The sequence below is a fragment of the Actinosynnema sp. NPDC050436 genome (assembly GCF_040655415.1).
Taxonomy (GTDB): Bacteria; Actinomycetota; Actinomycetes; order Mycobacteriales; family Pseudonocardiaceae; genus Actinosynnema.
In genome coordinates, this window is the sequence record NZ_JBFAJV010000001.1 from 106,696 (window position 1) to 123,063 (window position 16,368).

The window sequence follows — 16,368 nt, forward strand, 5'->3', positions numbered from 1 at the left end:
GGACCGCGCCGTCGCGCGGCACCCGGCCGGCACCGCGACGAGCGGTTCGCCCTCGTGCGTGGTCAGCGCCTGCGCGCGGTCAGCGCTTGCGCGCGCGATGACTGGTGTCGCACAACGGGAACCTCTTGCTGCGGCGGCACGCGCACACCGCGACCACGAACCGGTCGGACTCGACCACCGTGCCGTCTTCGAGCACCATCTCCACCGGACCTTCCACCAACACCGGACCGCCCGTGATCACGGTGACCCGGCGCTTGTCACGCGGCGTCGCCACGGCCCACCCCCCGGGTCCCGGCGGTCGGCACGTCGTCCCGGAACCGGTCCACGACCGGTGTTCTGCGCAGCCACATGCGAACAACGTTCCCGAAGACCGCAGCGCCAAACGGAAAGCGGCCGTCAGCTCTCCCGCCGGCGCACCATCTCGGCGATCCAGGTGGGAGCGAAGGGCGACGTGCAGTTCGGCGGGGTCGGGTAGTCCTTGAGCACTCCCAGGCGTTCACCGATGGCGACTGCGCGGACGCGGTGCCCGGCGTGCTCGATCCCGATCTGCGCCAGGCAGTGGTTCATCGCCCACTGGAGGCGGGGCGGGGCGCCCGCCATCTCCGCCTCGACGACGTCGAGCAGGCCGGCCAGGTCGAGCCCCTCGGGCTCCTTGGCCACCCGTTCGGTGGTCAGCGCCCACCCGCCGCTCGCCACCACCGGGTCCGGGTCGGCGGACCAGGCCACGCGCAGGTCCTCGGCGTGCGGGCTCTTCTTCACCACGTAGTTGATCAGCCAGTCGTGCACCTTGGGCGTCCGCGCTTCGCGTGCCATGGCGTCGAGTTCGTCGCGCTCGAACGCCTTGGGGCGGCACACGAGCAGCGCCAGCAGCCGTGCTGCGGTGTCGCCGGTCGCCCACAGTTCACGCGCCAGGTCGTGCCGGGTCTTGAGCCGCTTGGCGACTGCGCGCAGCTTGCCGAGGTTCACCCCGTGGTCGTCGCCGTGCTTCTCGTTGACGGCGCGCGCCCGGGGGTCGTCCAGCGCAGCCAGTTCGGCCATGACCTCGGCCACCGTCGTTCCGGTCACCACGACCTCCTGTGAACCGCGTGCGGAAGTGCAGCCTACGCGGTGCACCGGTCGCGGTTGTCGGCGACCGTGCCTTCCCGTCGGTCTGCCCGCTGAGAATGGCGATGAATTCGCACTGTCAACGGACAAAAGCCCCGGCGCTCTCGCGCGGGCGCATTATGCACGGGCCCACCACTTCCGCCCAGGCACGACTTCGGGGTTGCTCAGCGTGTTCGTCACATCACCCATTCAGTCCTGTCTGCTTTCGGAAAGGTCAATTACGTTCGCTTTCGGCGGAGACCGGACGACGGTCTCGCCTGCCCACGCGGGGGTGGGACGACACACGAGGGGTTCTGGCGCGCGCGGTGACGCCGCCGGCACCCTTCCTCGCCGACGCGCCCCCGGCACGGCGAATGCTTTCTTCGAGCAGCCCATTCCGGTAATGGGCCGAGTTCTGGGGCGGGGGAAATGTTCGCAGAGCTTGATCTGCGCGTGCGTTTCGGGGACAAGGGGTACGGCGGTTTCTACTCGTCGGAGAGCCTGGTGGCGGTCCTCCAGGAGGTGGAGGACGGGTTCGTCAAAGCCCAGGCGGACCCGGTGTTCATGGACCGGTTCCGCGAGCTGCTCACCACGTTCGCCGGTCGCGCCACACCGCTGATGTTCGCCGAACGGCTGTCGGAGAAGTACGGCCGGCGCATCTACCTCAAGCGCGAGGACCTGCTGCACGGCGGCGCGCACAAGACCAACAGCACCATCGGCCAGCTGCTGCTCGCCCAGTACATGGGCAAGACGCGGATCATCGCCGAGACCGGCGCGGGCCAGCACGGCGTCGCCACCGCGATGACCGGCGCGAAGCTCGGCCTGCCCGTCGAGGTCTACATGGGCGCGGTGGACGTCGAGCGCCAGCGCACCAACGTCAAGCGGATGGAGCTGTTCGGCGCGACCGTCCACCCGGTCAGCTCGGGCGGCGCGACGTTGAAGGACGCCATCAACGACGCGATGCGCGACTGGATCACCAACGTGGGCAGCACGTACCACTGCTTCGGCACGGCGGCCGGGCCCTACCCGTACCCGTCGATGGTGAAGTACTTCCAGTCCGTCATCGGCACCGAGGCCAGGGCCCAGCTGCACGAGCAGGCGGGCGTGCTGCCGGACGCGGTGTTCGCGTGCATCGGCGGCGGCAGCAACGCGGTCGGCCTGTTCGCCGGGTTCGCCGACGACCCCGACGTGCGGCTCTACGGCGCGGAACCGGCCGGGCTGGACGACGGCTCGGACCGGCACGCGGCCACGCTGACCAGGGGCACGCCCGGCGTGTTCCACGGGATGCACTCGCTGTTCCTGCAGAACGCCGAGGGCCAGATCACCAACACCCACTCCATCGCGGCGGGCCTGGACTACCCGGGCGTGGGGCCGGAGCTGGTAGCGCTGCAGGACGCCGGCCGGGCCCGCTTCGAGGCCGTGTCGGACGCCGAGACCGTGGACGCGTTCGCCGAGCTGTCCCTGCTGGAGGGCATCATCCCGGCGTTCGAGTCGGCGCACGCGCTGGCGCTCGCGCTGCGCACCGCGCCGGAGCTCGACCGCGACGCCGTGCTGCTGGTGTGCATCTCGGGGCGGGGCGATAAGGACCTGGACGAGTACTGGAACTACCGGGGGATCTGACCGACCATGAACCGATTCGACAGCGCTTTCCAGGGCTCGGACCGCAAGCTGTTCGTCCCGTTCTTCACCCTGGGCGACCCGAACCGGGAGGAGGGCCTGGCGCTGGTGCGGGCCGCCGTGGACGCCGGCGCGGACGCCGTCGAGCTGGGCTTCCCGTTCTCCGACCCGATCACCGACGGACCGATCAACCAGCGGTCCATGCAGCGCTCGCTCCAGGCGGGCACCACCTACGACGCGTGCGTCGACATGGTCCGCGAGCTGCGCGGGGACTACCCGGACCTGCCGATCGGGCTGCTGCTGTACTACAACCTGCTGTTCAAGCGGGGGCCCGGCGCGTACGCCGAGCTGGCGGAGGTCGGGGTGGACGCGGTGGTGTGCTCGGACCTGCCGGTGGAGGAGGCGGACGAGCACGTCGGCCTGCTGCGCGAGCACGGCCTCGGCTGCATCCAGATGGTCGCGCCGAACACGCCGGCCGAGCGGGCCGCGCGCCTGTTCGAGTCGTCCAGCGCGTTCACCTACGTGATCAGCCGGTTCGGCACCACCGGGCCGAGCGCGCGGTTCGAGGACGACTCGGCGCAGCGGATCCGGTCGCTGCGCGGCCTCACCGACAAGCCGATGGTCGTCGGCTTCGGCGTGAGCACCCGGAGCCAGGTGGTGGACTTCTGGGACGCGGGCGCGGACGGGGTGATCGTCGGCAGCCACTTCAGCCTGCTGGTCGAGCGCAACCTCGACGACCTGGGCGTGGCCCGCAAGGAGATCGAGGACTTCGTGCGCGCGCTGCGCACGCCGGACGGGGTCTGATGCGGAGAGCGGACTGGGCGCGGCTGCTGGTGCTGGGCGCGTTGTGGGGTGCGTCGTTCATGTTCCTGCGCGTCCTCGCGCCGGTGATCGGCGCGGTGCCGACGGCGGGCCTGCGGGTCGGCGTGGGCGGGTTGGCGTTCCTGCCGTACTTCGCGGTGGTGCGCTTCCGCCCCCGGTGGCGCGCGCACTGGGTGCCCTACACCGTGGTCGGCCTGTTCAACGTGGCCGCGCCCATGCTGCTCTTCTCCTACGCGGCGGTGCACATCCCCGCGTCCTACTCGGTGATCATCAACTCCAGCACGCCGCTGTTCGGCACCCTGCTCGCGGCGGTGTTCCTCGGCCAGGAGCTGACCGTGCGCGGCGTCGCGGGGCTGGTCGTCGGGATGGTCGGCGTGGCGCTGGTCGCGGGCGGCGGTTCCGGCGACGGGACGGTGGTGTTCTGGCTGGGCATCGGCGCGTGCCTGCTGGCGGCGATCTGCTACGCGCTGTCCGGCGTGTACGTGAAGCGGTTCGCGCACGGCGTGGACCCGGTGGGCACGGCGGGCTGCTCCCAGCTGCTCGCCGGCCTGGTCATCCTCCCGTTCTGGGTGACCGACCTGCCCGCGATCCGGTTCACCTGGCCGATCGTGCTCAACGTGCTGGCGCTCGCGGTGCTCTGCACGACCATCGGCTTCCTGCTGTACTTCCGGCTGATCGCCGACGTCGGCCCGGCCCGCGCGATGATGGTCGCGCTGCTGACGCCGCTGTTCGGCGTGGGCTGGGGGGCGCTGGTGCTGGACGAGCGCATCACCTGGTCGGTGGCGGGCGGGTGCGCGCTGATCATCGCCTCGGCGGCCCTGGTGCTGGTCCGCTCGGCACCCCGGGACGCCCCGGCCACCCCGACACCCAGCCGGGTCCCGGAGTGACGGCGGCCGGGGTTGCGCGATGCCGACGAGCGTCGCGCGGCCCCGGCGGCGGGTCGCCCTCCCGCCACCCGACCGGGGAACCCGGCCGCGCGATGACGCTCCGGAGGCAGGCGACCACCGATCGTAGGTTCTGATCACCTGGGCGGTGCTCCATACTCGCGTTCGGCACGGCGGCACCCTGCCTCGGCCGCCGGCTCGTCTGGAGGTCTGTCCATGAAGCTCAGCACACGGAAGACGCGCCTCGGCGCGGCGTGGGTCGGCTCCGTCACCGCCGCCCTGCTGCTGCTCGGGTCGAGCGCGGTGGCCGCCGGCCCCGACACCACGCCGTACTACTGGCAGGTGCCGGGAGCCGACGAGCACGTCCTGCAGGACTCCGGGTTCGACGTCGAGCACGGTGTGGGAGGTGGCGTGCAGGTCGTCGGCGACGCGCGCGTGGCCGACCGGCTCACCGCCCTCGGCTACCGGCCGCGCAAGGTCGACACGGTGTACAAGCCGGTGCCGCCCGGCCGGGCGGACGTCGGCGTCCAGACGTACTACGGCGGCTACCGGACGGTGGTCGAGCACGAGAAGCACCTGACCGACGTGGCCGCCGCGTACCCGGCGCTCACCCAGGTCTTCGACATCGGCGACAGCTGGCGCAAGACGCGCGGCCAAGGCGGGCACGACATCAAGGCCATCTGCATCACCAAGAAGCAGGCCGGCGACTGCGCGCTGAACCCGGACTCCGCGAAGCCCCGGTTCGCGCTGGTCGCGCAGATCCACGCCCGCGAGCTGGCCACCGGCGAGGTGGCCTGGCGGTGGATCGACCACCTCACCAAGGGCTACGGGTCGGACGCCGAGGTGACGTCCATTTTGGACACCACTGAGCTGTGGGTGGTGCCGATCGCCAACCCCGACGGCGTGGACATCGTCGCCTCCGGCGGCAACCGGCCGCTGCTGCACCGCAAGAACGCCAACAACACCGGCGCGTCCTGCTCCGCGCCGAGCTTCGGCGTCGACCTCAACCGCAACTCGTCGTTCAAGTGGGGCGGCGCGGGCACCAACCGCTGCGGCGAGACCTACCAGGGCACGGGGGCCGCGTCCGAGCCGGAGACCAAGGCGCTGGAAGCCTGGTTCAAGCAGCTCTTCCCGGACCAGCGGGGGCCGGGCGACACCCAGCCCGCGCCGGTGACCACCAAGGGCGTGATGATCACCGTGCACAGCTACGGCAACCTGATCATGCCGCCGTGGGGCTGGACGTGGAACGCCAACCCGAACGCGGCGCAGTTGGCCGCGCTGGGCCGGAAGATGGCCGCGTTCAACGGGTACACGATCAAGGCCGAGGGTGACACCACCGGCACGACCGACGACTTCACCTACGGCAACCTGGGCATCGCCAGCTACACGTTCGAACTCGGCTCGGCCAGCGGGAGCTGCGGCGGGTTCCTCCCGCAGTACTCGTGCGTGGACAGCCTGTTCTGGCCGAAGAACAAGGGAGCGCTCCTGACGGCGGCGAAGGCGGCCAAGGCCCCTTACGCGAGCTGACCGGAGGCCGGTCGCGGACGTGGCAGTGCCGCCCACGCCCGCGACCGGTCCCGCGCGACCGGTGGGCGCGGCAGGTCCCACGTGATCAGGTCGGGGTCGGCTCGTCGGCGCCGGCGGGTCGGCCGAAATCGCGGTGCAGGTTCCTGCGCCACGACTCCAGGTAGGCCAAGCCGCTCGCCCGGGTGTCGCTGTGGTGGTGCACCCAGACGGCCAGTTCCTTCAGCCCGCGCACGTGCGGCTCGTCGACGGCGTCGGTGATCACCCGGTCCCACCACACCACGTGCCCGCCCAGCAGTTCGTGCAGCAGCGGCAGGTCCACGATGCCGGCGGTCCGGGCCGCGTTCACCCGCTCGAAGAAGCGCAGCACCACGTTCACGTCGCGCAGCGGCCGGCCCTGCGCCGGGTCGGGGTAGGAGACGAACTCCGCGTCGTTGCGCAATTGGTGCAGGCTGACCGACGGGGTGTTCCCGGAGATGTCCTGCAAGCGCAGCAACAACCGCACCCTGGACTCCTGCACGGCCCCGGACGTGAGCGCGGCGTGCAGGTCGAGCACCCGGTCCACCCGGCGGTTGCGGCTGTCGGTGAGCAGGGTCGCGGCGCCGAACACCAGCGCGGCGGTGACCCCGAGCGCCTGCACCCCCGCCGCGAGCGCCTGGTACTGGGCCGCGTTGAGCAGCCAGATCGGCACCACGAGCAGGACCAGGGCGACGGCGATGACGAGCACCGCCGCCGACAAGTGGATCCTCCGCATAATCGCCCGCCTCCGGCTGAGCTGGTGCACGCAGGGTCTACCCCGTAGATCGACGTCCGCGACCGTTCCGTTACCCGGCCGACCCGGCCGGCCCCGCGCAGGAGCCGGCCGGGCACATCACACCGGGCAGGTCACGCCGGCTCGACCGGCAGCCACAGCTCGCAGGTCGCAGTGCTGAAGTCGGCGGCGCGGTCGAGCACCGCGACGATCGACGGGCCCGGCCGCGAGCGCCACGGGTTGGAGGGGAACCACTCGGTCGCGGTCGCCGCCCAGGCGTTCTGGAGGGTCTCCGGGTACGGGCCGCTGGTGCGGAACACCGCCCACCGGCCCGCCGGCACCTCGACGGCGTCGAGGTCGGCGGGGGCCGAGGTCTCCCCCGGCACCGCGACCCCGTGCAGGTAGGTCAGCTCGCTGCCCTCGACACCGTCCGGGTCGAGGTCGTCGCACACCTGGAGCAGGCCGGCAGGCTCCATGGCGGACAGCGACTTGAGCCGCGCGTGCTCCTCCGGCGGCAGCGCGGCGACGTGCCGCTGGATGTGCGGGTTGACCCCCCGGTGGATGAGCGGGACGCGGGTCGCGTGTCCGATGAGCCGGAACGCGGGTCGTTCGACGATGCGGGTGTCCACGGGGACGCTCCCTTCGACGGTCAGGCGGAACCTGAGCTGCGGTTGTGTGCGAAGGGGGCCGCCGTGCCGGCGCACCTCACCGGGCCCGGCGCCGTGCACGGCCCGGAACGCGCGCCCGAACGCCTCGGTCGAGCCGTACCCGAACCGGACGGCGATGCCCAGCAGGTCGTCCCGGCCGCGCACGACGTCGGCGGCGGCCACGGTCATCCGCCGCCGGCGCACGTACTCGGACAGCGTCATGCCCGCCAGCGACGAGAACATCCGCCGCAGGTGGTAGCCGGTCGTGCCGACGGCCTTGGCCAGCCGGTCCACGTCGAGCTCCTCGCCCAACTGCTCCTCGACCAGGTCGACGAGCCGGTTCAGTGCCGCGATCACGGTGACCTCCTTCGCCGTCGAGCCTGGCCGACCCGGCACTGCCCGCGCCCGATCGCGGCGATCCGGTCCGATCATTCGACCACGGCCGCCGCCGAACGGGCCGGAGCAGGCCACCGCCCCCGTGGTCGACCACGGGGGCGGTGGTGGTTGTCCGAGCCTCAGGCCCGTGACGACCCTGCCGACCGGTCAGGGCAGGTTCTTCTCCAGAGCCGCGAGGTACGCCTTCATCAGGTGGTCGCGGATGCCGTCGCTGCCCGGGGCGAACGGGTCGGCGGTCATGCCCTTCGCGCGGTCGAACAGGTTCGACACCACCGGCATCGAGTCGTGCACCCGGCCGTTCGAGTCGATGTAGCGGATCTCCTTCACGTGCTTGAAAACCGGCTCCGGCGGGGACTGGGCCACGATGTCGTTGTTGTTCACCACCCGGAAGGTGCGGTTCTCCAACGCGCTGTCGTACGCCTTGGCCAGAGCGGCGTCGCACGTGCGGGGCTGCCCGAACGTGTAGACGCCGTCGGCCGAGAGCTTGGGGTCCTCGAAGTGCAACCAGGCGGCGGCCAGCATCGCCAGCGCACCGCCGAGGCTGTGCCCGGTGAACCAGATCGTCTGGTCGGCGTCGCGCAGTTCGGTGATCGCTTCGAGCACCTGCGGGAACACCGCCGTCACCGCCTGGGCGAACCCGTAGTGCACCAATCCGGTCCGCGCCGGGCCGGGCCACGGCGGCGTGGTCGCGTCCGAGAGCCAGTCCCGCAGCTGGACGGGTTCGGTGCCCCGGAAGGCGGTGACCACCATGGTCGAGTTCGCCATCGTGTAGCCCTGGGTGTCGCTGAGCGCGAACGGCGGCGAGAACGTCGAGCAGTGGTGGCGCACCCGGTCGAAGCCCCACTCCGCGGCGGTGGCCTCGATCCGCTCTTCGTCCTGGTAGGCCAGTTGCGCGGCCTTGGCCATGCAGTACGCCTGGCGCGCGTCGTACCCGGTGACCTGGTGGTTGAGCGTGGGTGCCGACATGGCTGCATCCTCACGAAGTCGTGGTGTCCGAAGGCGGCGGCGGCTCCGCCACCCCTCCGTGCCTACCCAGGCCGCACCCACCTCGCCACCAGCGCGTGCGCTGTTCACCCCACCGAACCGCCGCGTCACCCACCCGACTGGATCGAACCCGGGCCACCACCGCGCAACGTCGTGAGTGGACAGTTCACCCTGAACAGTCGCACAGGAGTGCCGAGGGTGTCAGCAGGCCAGCCGACCCGCGCGGTGCAGGGCGTCCCGCACGACCACGTTGTCGCGGTGCCCGCGCAGCCGGCGCTGGAAGGTCTCGAACGCCAGGTCGACCCGCGCCGAGTGAATGCGCGGGTAGTCGTCGAGGAACCGCTGCCAGGTCGCGCAGGACTGCTCCAGGCGGCCCTCGCGCAGTTGGAGGGCGGCCAGCAGGTGGACGGTGAGCATCCGCGAGCGGCGCTCGGCCTCGGGGCGGTGGCGCAGGGAGTCGCGCAGCGCGGCCTCGGCCCGGTCGCCCGCGCGCATGAGCGCCAGCGCCTGCCCGGTCAGGTGCGCCACGTCCGCGCGGTCGGTCCGCTCCACCGGGCGTCCCCCGCCGTCGACCCGGCCGACCCACCGCTGCGCCTCGGACAGGCACGACAACGCGGTCTCCCGGCGCGCGAGCGCCGCGTGCGCCACGGCCGCCTGCCCGAGCGCCACCGCGCGCGTCCCGGGGGTCGCCGCGTCGCCCATGCGGGCCACGGCCGCGTCGGCGAGTTCGGCGGCCTGCCGGTAGTGGCCCAGGAACCACGCCTGGACGCTCATCCCGCGCAGCACCACCGCGTGCGCGGTCGCGTCACCGGCCTCGGCGGCCAGCCGCAGCGCCGCGCGGTAGTAGCGCTGGGCCAGGTGGTGGTGCAGGTCGTCGAAGCACATGAACCCGCTCAGGTAGGCCAGCGCGGTCACCCCGCCGAGCAGCGCCCGCCGGTGCTCGCCGGTGCAGCCCGGCAGCCACGCCGTGACGTCGGTGGCCAGGTAGGCGGCCAGCGCCAGCCGCGCGTGCCCGCCGCCGAACGCCTGGTCGGCGGCGGCGAACGCACCTTGCATGGCGCGGACCGCCTCGGCGTTGCCGCGTTGCGCGCCCCGGTGCCGGCCCGCGCGGCGGGGGCGCCGGCCGCCGGCCCACTCCGGTGCGACCGTCCACTCGACCCGGAACGGCTGCTCGTGCAACGAGGTCCGCCGCGCCGGGTCCAGGTCGGCGGTGACCAGCCGCAGCAGGTTCGTGGTGGCCGACGGCTCCTCGGCGACGGGGTCGGCGGGCTCGTCCCCGGCCACGCCGAGGTCGGCGGTGCGGACCGGGCGGCCGAGGCGCCGGGACAGCGCCTGCGCCATGAACGCGGGGACCGGCGGGCGCGGGCGGCTGCCGGAGAGCCAGTGCGACACGGCGGTGCGGTCGTAGCGCAGGACGATCCCGACCTCCAGCGCGACCCGGTTCACGGCGAGGGCGAAGTTGTGGTTGGTCCACCGTGCTTCCCCGATCAGCGCGCGCAGCTTCTCGTTGTGCTCCCTGCTTCGCAATGCCGATTCTCCCGACCGCCTCGACCGGTGCCGCGCACCGGCCGCACACCGCCGGAGCGCGTGCCGCACGCACCCGGCGGACGCGGGGCGATCACGCGGTCCGACCCTTGACAGTCAAGCACAGCAGCAAAAAAGCCAAAATCGGTCCTTCGGGTGAGGGCGGTGAACAGCCTGAACGGACCTGTCCGCCCGGACGGCGAAGCGCTACTTTCTTCCTGCAACGGCACCGGCGCGGCGCACCGGTCGCGGGAACTGCGCCGGCGGGTCCGGCGGTGGGCCGGGCCCGGGCCGGTCGTACCCGCGCGCCACCGCCGTGGAGGTAGTCGACCGTGGAACTGTTCGACAGCGAGCAACTGCGCATCGGTGAGGACGGCAACCAGGACGTCGAGCCGCTGGCGCGCACCGCGCGGTGGATGCGCGAGGAGCGCGACCACATGCTGGGCATCCCGGTGAACCTCGACTTCGACCACCGCCTGCTGGCGGACTTCCTCGCCGTGCACGGCAACAACGTCGGCAATCCGCGCGAGGAGAGCTTCTACCGGATCGACACCAAGCCGTTCGAGGTGGCGGTGCTGGACTTCTTCACCGCGCTGTCCGGCGGCGACCCGCAGCGCACCTTCGGCTACCTGACCAGCGGGGGCACCGAGAGCAACATCTACGCGACGTGGGTGGCGCGCGAGCGGTACCCCGACGCCGTGCTGTACGCGTCGGCCGAAGCGCACTACTCGCTGCCCAAGCTCGCCCGGCTGCTGCGGATGCCCTACGTGGCAGTGCAAACCCGCGACGACGGCACCATGGACACCGTGGCGCTCGGCCGGGAGCTGGCCCGCAACCCGGGACGGGCGGCCGTGGTCGCCGCCACGATCGGCACCACCGGCCGGGGCGCGGTCGACGACCTGCCCGGGGTGCGGCGCGCGCTGGCGGCGGCGGAGGTCGAGCGGAGCTGGGTGCACTGCGACGCGGCGTTCGGCGGGCTGCTGGCCGAGTTCGGCGACGAGCCGATCCCGTGGAACCTGGCGTCCGGCGCGGACAGCGTCGCCATCAGCGGGCACAAGGTGATCGGGTGCCCGGTGCCGTGCGGCGTGGTCCTGGTCCCCGAGGAGGACGTGGCGGCCGTCCGGGGCGAGGGTGTCGCCGTCGGCACCGACGACGACACCGTCACCGGCTCCCGGGACGCGCTGGCGCCCGTCCTGCTCTGGTACGAGCTGCGCCGCCTGGGCCGCGCCGGGGTGGCCGACCGGGTGCGGCACTGCCACCGCACCGCCGACCACGCCCAGCGCGGTCTCGCCCGGCTCGGCCGCAACCCCAGCCGGGCGCACGGCAGCACCATCGTGCTGTTCGACGCGCCGCCACCCGACTTCTGCCACCGCTGGCACCTGGTGCGCGACGAGGAGCACGCCGCGCTCGTCGTCATGCCGCACGTGACCGAGCAGCACGTGGACGCGCTGTGCGAGGAACTCGCCGCAGCGGGCTGACCGGGTCCCGGGTCAGAGGCCCACCACCGCGCCGGCCTGCACCACGAAGTCGACCCGCCCCATCACCGCCACGTCGGCGAGGGGGTCGCCGGGCACCGCGACCAGGTCGGCGGTGGCACCGGGCCGAACCCGGCCGAGGTCGGCGCGCTCCAGCAGGTCGGCGGCGACCGACGTGGCGGCGCGGAGGGCGCGCTCGGGCCGGATGCCGATCCGCGCCATGGCGGTGAACTCCCGCCAGGTCTCGTCGTAGGGCACCACACTGGCGTCGGTGCCGTAGGCCAGCAGCACGTCGCTGTCGGCCAGGACCCGCGAGGAGGACAGCAGCGCCTCCGCGCAGTCCCGGAACTTGACGCGCACCGGCTCCGGCTTGCCCTCCCAGAACTCGTCGTCGTCGAGCCGGTCGAGGTGCTGGAACACCGCCTGCAACGTCGGCACCAGGTACACCCCGCGCTCCACGAGCAGCGCGAGGGTGTCGGCGGAGGCCATGTTCGCGTGCTCGACCGAGCGCACCCCGGCCCGCACCGCGCGGCGCACCGCCTCGTCGTTGAACGCGTGCACGGCGCACGGCAGCCCGAGGTCGGCGGCGGCGGCGACCAGCGCGTCCACCTCGTCCTGGGTGTAGGTCACCGCCGCCGGGTGGTCGGCGGGCGAGGCGAACCCGCCGCTCGCCGCGAACTTGATCCAGTCGGCCCCGACCCGGGCCTGGCCCCGGACCTGCCGGACGACCTCCTCCACGCCGTCGGCGACGGTCCCGACCTCGACCCCGAACCGGGTGGTCAGGTCGGGTTCCTTGTCACCGTGCCCGCCCCGGGCGGAGATGATGTTCGGCGCGACGACCAGGCGCGGCCCCGGCGCGATCCCGTCGCGGACCGCGTCGCGCAGGTCGACCGTGATGGGCTGGTCGGCGGTGCCCAGGTCGCGGACCGTGGTGAAGCCGTGGGCGAGCAGGGTGCGCATGGTGGGCAGCGCGCGCAGGGTCTGCTCCGCGACGGAGGCGGTGTTGAGCCCCTCGTCCAGGACGTGCACGTGGCAGTCGATCAGGCCGGGCAGCAGGGTGTGCCCCGGCAGGTCCACCTGCCGCGCCGGCGGAGCCCCGGCCGCCTCCGGGCCGACCTGCTCGACCCGGTCCCCGCGCACCAGCACCCGGGCGTGCGAGGCGGGGTGCATCCGCTCACCGTCCCAGAGGCGGTCGGCGGTGATCAAGTACTCGTCGGACCCGCCCGCCCTGGGCCGTGTCGTGGCGGGCGCCCCGCCGCCCCCGACCGAGCTGTCGTCGGATGCCCCGGGTGCGTCTTCCCCGTCGTCGGCATCGTCGGCGGGGGCTTCGGGCGTGGCCTCCCCGTCGTCGGCGTGGGTGTCCCCGGCGCGGGCGCGTCGGTCGTCGATCTCGGCGGGCGCGAGCGGGCGGTGCCGCTCCTCCAGCCAGAAGTCGCCCGGCCCGGGGTTGTCCGGCGAGGTCTCGCCGCCCAGGTAGCGCAGCACGCCCCAGGCCGCGTTCAGGCCGGAGGACATCGCGTGGTCGAGCCAGCCCGGCGACCACGACAGGTCGTCGCCGGCGAGGAACAGCGGGTTGGCCGGCTCCCCCGGCACCGCCGCCGCGCCCCCGGCGTCCTTCACGAAGTGCGCGAACAGGTCCCACAGGTACGGGTACTCCCCCGGCCGCGAGAAGCGGCACAGGCCCCGGAAGTTGCGCTCCCGCTCCCAGGAGATGGTGCGGGTGGCTCCCCCCGCGACCTGGCGGCGCAGCTCGTCGGCCACCTCCGGGTGGATCTCGGCGAGCTCCCGGACGAACGCCGCGACCCGCTCCTCCTTCGACGACGAGCCGATCTTCATCGCGTCCTCGGCCCAGGTGAAGCTCAGCACCAGCACGGACCGCCGGCCGCCCGGCTCCGCCGGCTCGCCGTAGTCCAGCGTGTAGGCCGCGCGCGGCAGCCGGTCGGTCAGGGTCGCCCCGTCGAGGCTGGTGCCCTCCCAGAACGGCGTCGTGGTCACCAGGGCGGTCTTGGCCGACTGCCAGTAGCTCGTCCGGCGGACCGCCCGCAGCAGCCGGGGCCCGAACGGGGCCGGGCCGTCCGGGCGCAGCGGGCGCAGCCGCACGGAGGTCTCCAGCACGTGCAACTGCGGGGTGAACACGACGGCGGGGAACCAGTCCGCGTGACCGTCCTCGTCGTGCACGACGACACCCTCCGCGACGTCCTCGCCGACCTCCAGCGCCGTCACCGCCGGGCGCAGAGCGCCGTCGTTGACCTCGGCCAGGCTGGTGACGCGCCCGTCGGGCAGGGTCGCGCGGTGCGTCCAGAACGCCTCGGCCAGCGCGCTGAACCCCTCGCGCAGGTGGAACGCCTCCGCGCCCTCGGTGGCCAGCAGCAGCCGCAGGACCTCGGGGAACCCGAGGTCGAAGAACGAGTCCCAGGCCGCCGTGGCCACCCCGGCGGTGCCCAGCACGCGGGCCTGGTCCCAGGTCAGCCCGGCACCGCCGGGGTCGAGCAGGAACCGCTGGAAGCTCCACCGCTCGTAGCGGGCCAGCAGATCGGCCCACCGCTGCCGCACGCCGGCCAGGTCGCGGTCCGCGACCGCGCGGCGCAGGTCGGTCACGCCGATCCGCTCCAGCGCGCCCAGCCACGAGGTGTGCGCCTCCCGGAGCACGTCGTCGTCGGCGTACAGGTCGGTGATGCCGCGCGCGGTGCGGGTGCGGCCGTCCACGTCGAGGACCGTGCGCGGCGTCACGTCCTCGGCGTACTCGTCGCGGAACGGCTGCCAGTGCAGGCCGAACAGGTCGGTGTACCCGCGCAGCAGCTTGGCCGAGTCGGGGACGCGCATACACCCCAGCTCCACCACGGCGGAGTCGGCGGGTGCCAGCCGCACCGAGTGCATCCGCCCGCCCAGCCGCCGGCCGCCGGGACCGCCCGGTGAGCGCTCGGCCTCGTACAGCACCGGCGTGCAGCCGACGCGGAGCAGCTCGTAGGCGGCGGTCAGCCCGCTGCCCCCGGTGCCGACCACGGCGACGCGGGCCCCGAGTGCGCTCGCCGGCAACCGGCCGATGCGCCGCCCGTCCGCCACGTGCGCGGCGTAGTCGAAGGGGAAGTCGACCTGGAGGTCGGCGGCGGGTGGCTGTGCGTTCACCAGGTCGCTCCTCGGGACGGGGCCGGCCAGTGCGCCGGCTCGGTGGTGGCGCTCGGTCCGGCGTGGCGTCGGCGGGATCGTCCCGATGGCCCTCTGCGGTCTTGTTCCCCAGTCGACCATTTCCCACGCGAGGTGGACAAGGACTGGTGGAGGGCCTGGTGTTGAACGTGTTGAACGCGCCGGGCGCACTGTCCCCCGGCACGCCGATCGGCCCGTGGTCGTTGCGGTGCAACGCTTTGCGCCGTTCAAGGTGCGCATCGCGCCGGCCGCGACCACGGGCCGGTCGGCTGTCCGGGTCGACCCCGGTCCCGGTGCTCCCGGCTCAGCGGAGGCCGGCGGGCGTGCCGAGCGCGGCGATGTCCGGCGCTGCGGCCGGCGTGAGGTGGACCGTCCGGACCTGCCCGGACGCCTGGTCCACGACCACCGTCAACGCCGTGCCGGTCGGGGCCTGCGCCCCACGGGGTCGCGGCACCGAGTGGGCGCGGAAGTCACCGTCGAACTGGTACACCGCCAGCTCGCCGTCCGCGCGGATGTCCGCCGCCAGCAGCGCGTTGACCGGGTCGCGGTCGCTGCGCACCACCCGGGCGTTCTTCGGCTCGCCCATCGTCCTGGCGACGCGCAGCGCCTCGTCGGCCGGCGACAGCGCCGGCTCCGGCCCGCGCTCGACCGACTCGGGCTGCCCGGCGAGCGCGGGGATGTTGCAGCGGGCCCGCATGTCCTTGGGCTGGGACACCCAGACCGTGTAGCACGGCGAGGCGGTGGGGTTGTCGTCCGGGGCCGGGAAGCTCGGGGTGGCCCACCCGGTGTACCAGTTGCCGTTGCCGGTGTGCCGCCACTTCAACTTGCCGCCGGTCATGCTCGACTTCACGTCGCTGCGCGTGTACTCGTGGCCGACCTCCAGGAAGGAGGTCGACGCGGGCGTGGAGGACCAGGTGCTCTTGGTCGCGCCGTTGAGGATGAAGCTCCACGAGCCGGAGCCCTCCTGCAAGCGCACCATGGCCTTGGTGTTGAGCGTGGCGGTCTCCAGGCAGCGCAGCTGGAAGCCGGCACCCGGGTAGCTCGCGGCGGTGAACCAGTGCGTGCCGCTGCACGCCGCGCCCACCGCGCGGATGACCCCGGCCTCGACCCAGCTGATCGGAGAGCCGTCGAAGCCGACCCACATCTCCGAGGTCTCGAAGTGCGGACCGGGACCGGGGACGTTCAGGGAGTACGTGCCGAGTTCGGTCTCGGCGCCGGAGACGTCACCGTGGGACCAGCGCAGGGTGGCGTAGCAGTGGTTCTCCCAACTGCACGCGGCGTTCGCGGCGGGCGGTGCGGCCGACGCGGTCGGCAGCGCGGCCGACGAGGTGAGCAGCACGGCGGCGAGCGCGCTCGCCAGGAGGGACTTGCGACGACGTGACATGGACACCATCTCCTGTGGAGGGAACGGGTGCTGCCGCCGTCGACGAGCAGTCCTGGGCGCTTCCCCCCTGGAAGTGGCAGACCCGCGCCGGGAACGGCGGCACCAGAAGGATGTCCGCCGGTCACCGCGCCGA

Annotated in this window: 13 protein-coding genes; 5 read left to right on the forward strand and 8 right to left on the reverse strand. The window is 73.1% G+C overall.

Translation table 11 applies throughout. The features are described from left to right. Window positions 1-79: 79 nt before the first annotated feature. Both AB0I60_RS00500 and AB0I60_RS00505 read right to left on the reverse strand, forming a co-directional pair. On the reverse strand, window positions 80-274 hold the full coding sequence (locus tag AB0I60_RS00500) for a CDGSH iron-sulfur domain-containing protein (protein ID WP_360724593.1): 195 nt from the start codon (window positions 272-274) through the stop codon (window positions 80-82). 122 nt (window positions 275-396) lie between these two features. Further along, window positions 397-1,065, reverse strand: coding sequence for a DNA alkylation repair protein (locus AB0I60_RS00505; protein WP_360724595.1), 669 nt, complete (start codon window positions 1,063-1,065; stop codon window positions 397-399). A gap of 471 nt (window positions 1,066-1,536) precedes the next feature. Here AB0I60_RS00505 and trpB point away from each other — a divergent pair, with 471 nt between their 5' ends. From trpB to AB0I60_RS00525, 4 genes are all read left to right on the forward strand, one after another. Continuing rightward, window positions 1,537-2,703, forward strand: a complete 1,167-nt coding sequence (gene trpB / locus AB0I60_RS00510) for a tryptophan synthase subunit beta (protein WP_360724597.1) — start codon at window positions 1,537-1,539, stop codon at window positions 2,701-2,703. 6 nt (window positions 2,704-2,709) lie between these two features. Further along, window positions 2,710-3,504, forward strand: a complete 795-nt coding sequence (gene trpA, locus AB0I60_RS00515) for a tryptophan synthase subunit alpha (RefSeq protein ID WP_360724599.1) — start codon at window positions 2,710-2,712, stop codon at window positions 3,502-3,504. After that, the gene (locus tag AB0I60_RS00520; RefSeq protein WP_360724601.1) at window positions 3,504-4,409 is read left to right on the forward strand and encodes a DMT family transporter; all 906 of its coding nucleotides are present in this window, start codon (window positions 3,504-3,506) and stop codon (window positions 4,407-4,409) included. The genes trpA and AB0I60_RS00520 overlap by 1 nt, the downstream gene beginning before the upstream one ends. 213 nt (window positions 4,410-4,622) lie before the next feature. After that, window positions 4,623-5,933, forward strand: a complete 1,311-nt coding sequence (locus AB0I60_RS00525) for a M14 family zinc carboxypeptidase (RefSeq protein ID WP_360724603.1) — start codon at window positions 4,623-4,625, stop codon at window positions 5,931-5,933. 85 nt (window positions 5,934-6,018) lie between these two features. Here AB0I60_RS00525 and AB0I60_RS00530 read toward each other — a convergent pair whose 3' ends face one another. The 4 genes from AB0I60_RS00530 to AB0I60_RS00545 all read right to left on the reverse strand — a co-directional run bounded on the left by AB0I60_RS00530 (window position 6,019) and on the right by AB0I60_RS00545 (window position 10,235). Beyond that, a complete protein-coding gene (locus tag AB0I60_RS00530; RefSeq protein WP_360724605.1) occupies window positions 6,019-6,684 on the reverse strand; it encodes a hypothetical protein in 666 nt (221 codons plus the stop codon). A gap of 131 nt (window positions 6,685-6,815) precedes the next feature. Then, a complete protein-coding gene (locus AB0I60_RS00535; protein ID WP_360724607.1) occupies window positions 6,816-7,685 on the reverse strand; it encodes an AraC family transcriptional regulator in 870 nt (289 codons plus the stop codon). Window positions 7,686-7,871: 186 nt separating this feature from the next. Beyond that, window positions 7,872-8,690: a lipase family protein gene (locus AB0I60_RS00540; RefSeq protein ID WP_360724609.1), complete on the reverse strand. Its 819-nt coding sequence runs from the start codon at window positions 8,688-8,690 to the stop codon at window positions 7,872-7,874. Between the two features lie 219 nt (window positions 8,691-8,909). After that, window positions 8,910-10,235 carry a hypothetical protein gene (locus tag AB0I60_RS00545; RefSeq protein WP_360724611.1) on the reverse strand — a complete coding sequence of 442 codons (1,326 nt, stop codon included), beginning with the start codon at window positions 10,233-10,235 and terminating at the stop codon, window positions 8,910-8,912. Between the two features lie 329 nt (window positions 10,236-10,564). Here AB0I60_RS00545 and AB0I60_RS00550 point away from each other — a divergent pair, with 329 nt between their 5' ends. After that, window positions 10,565-11,710, forward strand: a complete 1,146-nt coding sequence (locus tag AB0I60_RS00550) for a histidine decarboxylase (protein ID WP_360724613.1) — start codon at window positions 10,565-10,567, stop codon at window positions 11,708-11,710. Window positions 11,711-11,722: 12 nt separating this feature from the next. On the opposite strand, the gene AB0I60_RS00555 is transcribed toward AB0I60_RS00550, so the two are convergent. Together AB0I60_RS00555 and AB0I60_RS00560 are read right to left on the reverse strand one after the other, a co-directional pair. Next, window positions 11,723-14,833, reverse strand: a complete 3,111-nt coding sequence (locus tag AB0I60_RS00555) for an amidohydrolase family protein (protein WP_360724615.1) — start codon at window positions 14,831-14,833, stop codon at window positions 11,723-11,725. Window positions 14,834-15,155: 322 nt separating this feature from the next. Beyond that, a complete protein-coding gene (locus AB0I60_RS00560) occupies window positions 15,156-16,235 on the reverse strand; it encodes a hypothetical protein (protein WP_360724617.1) in 1,080 nt (359 codons plus the stop codon). Between the last annotated feature and the right edge of the window lie 133 nt (window positions 16,236-16,368).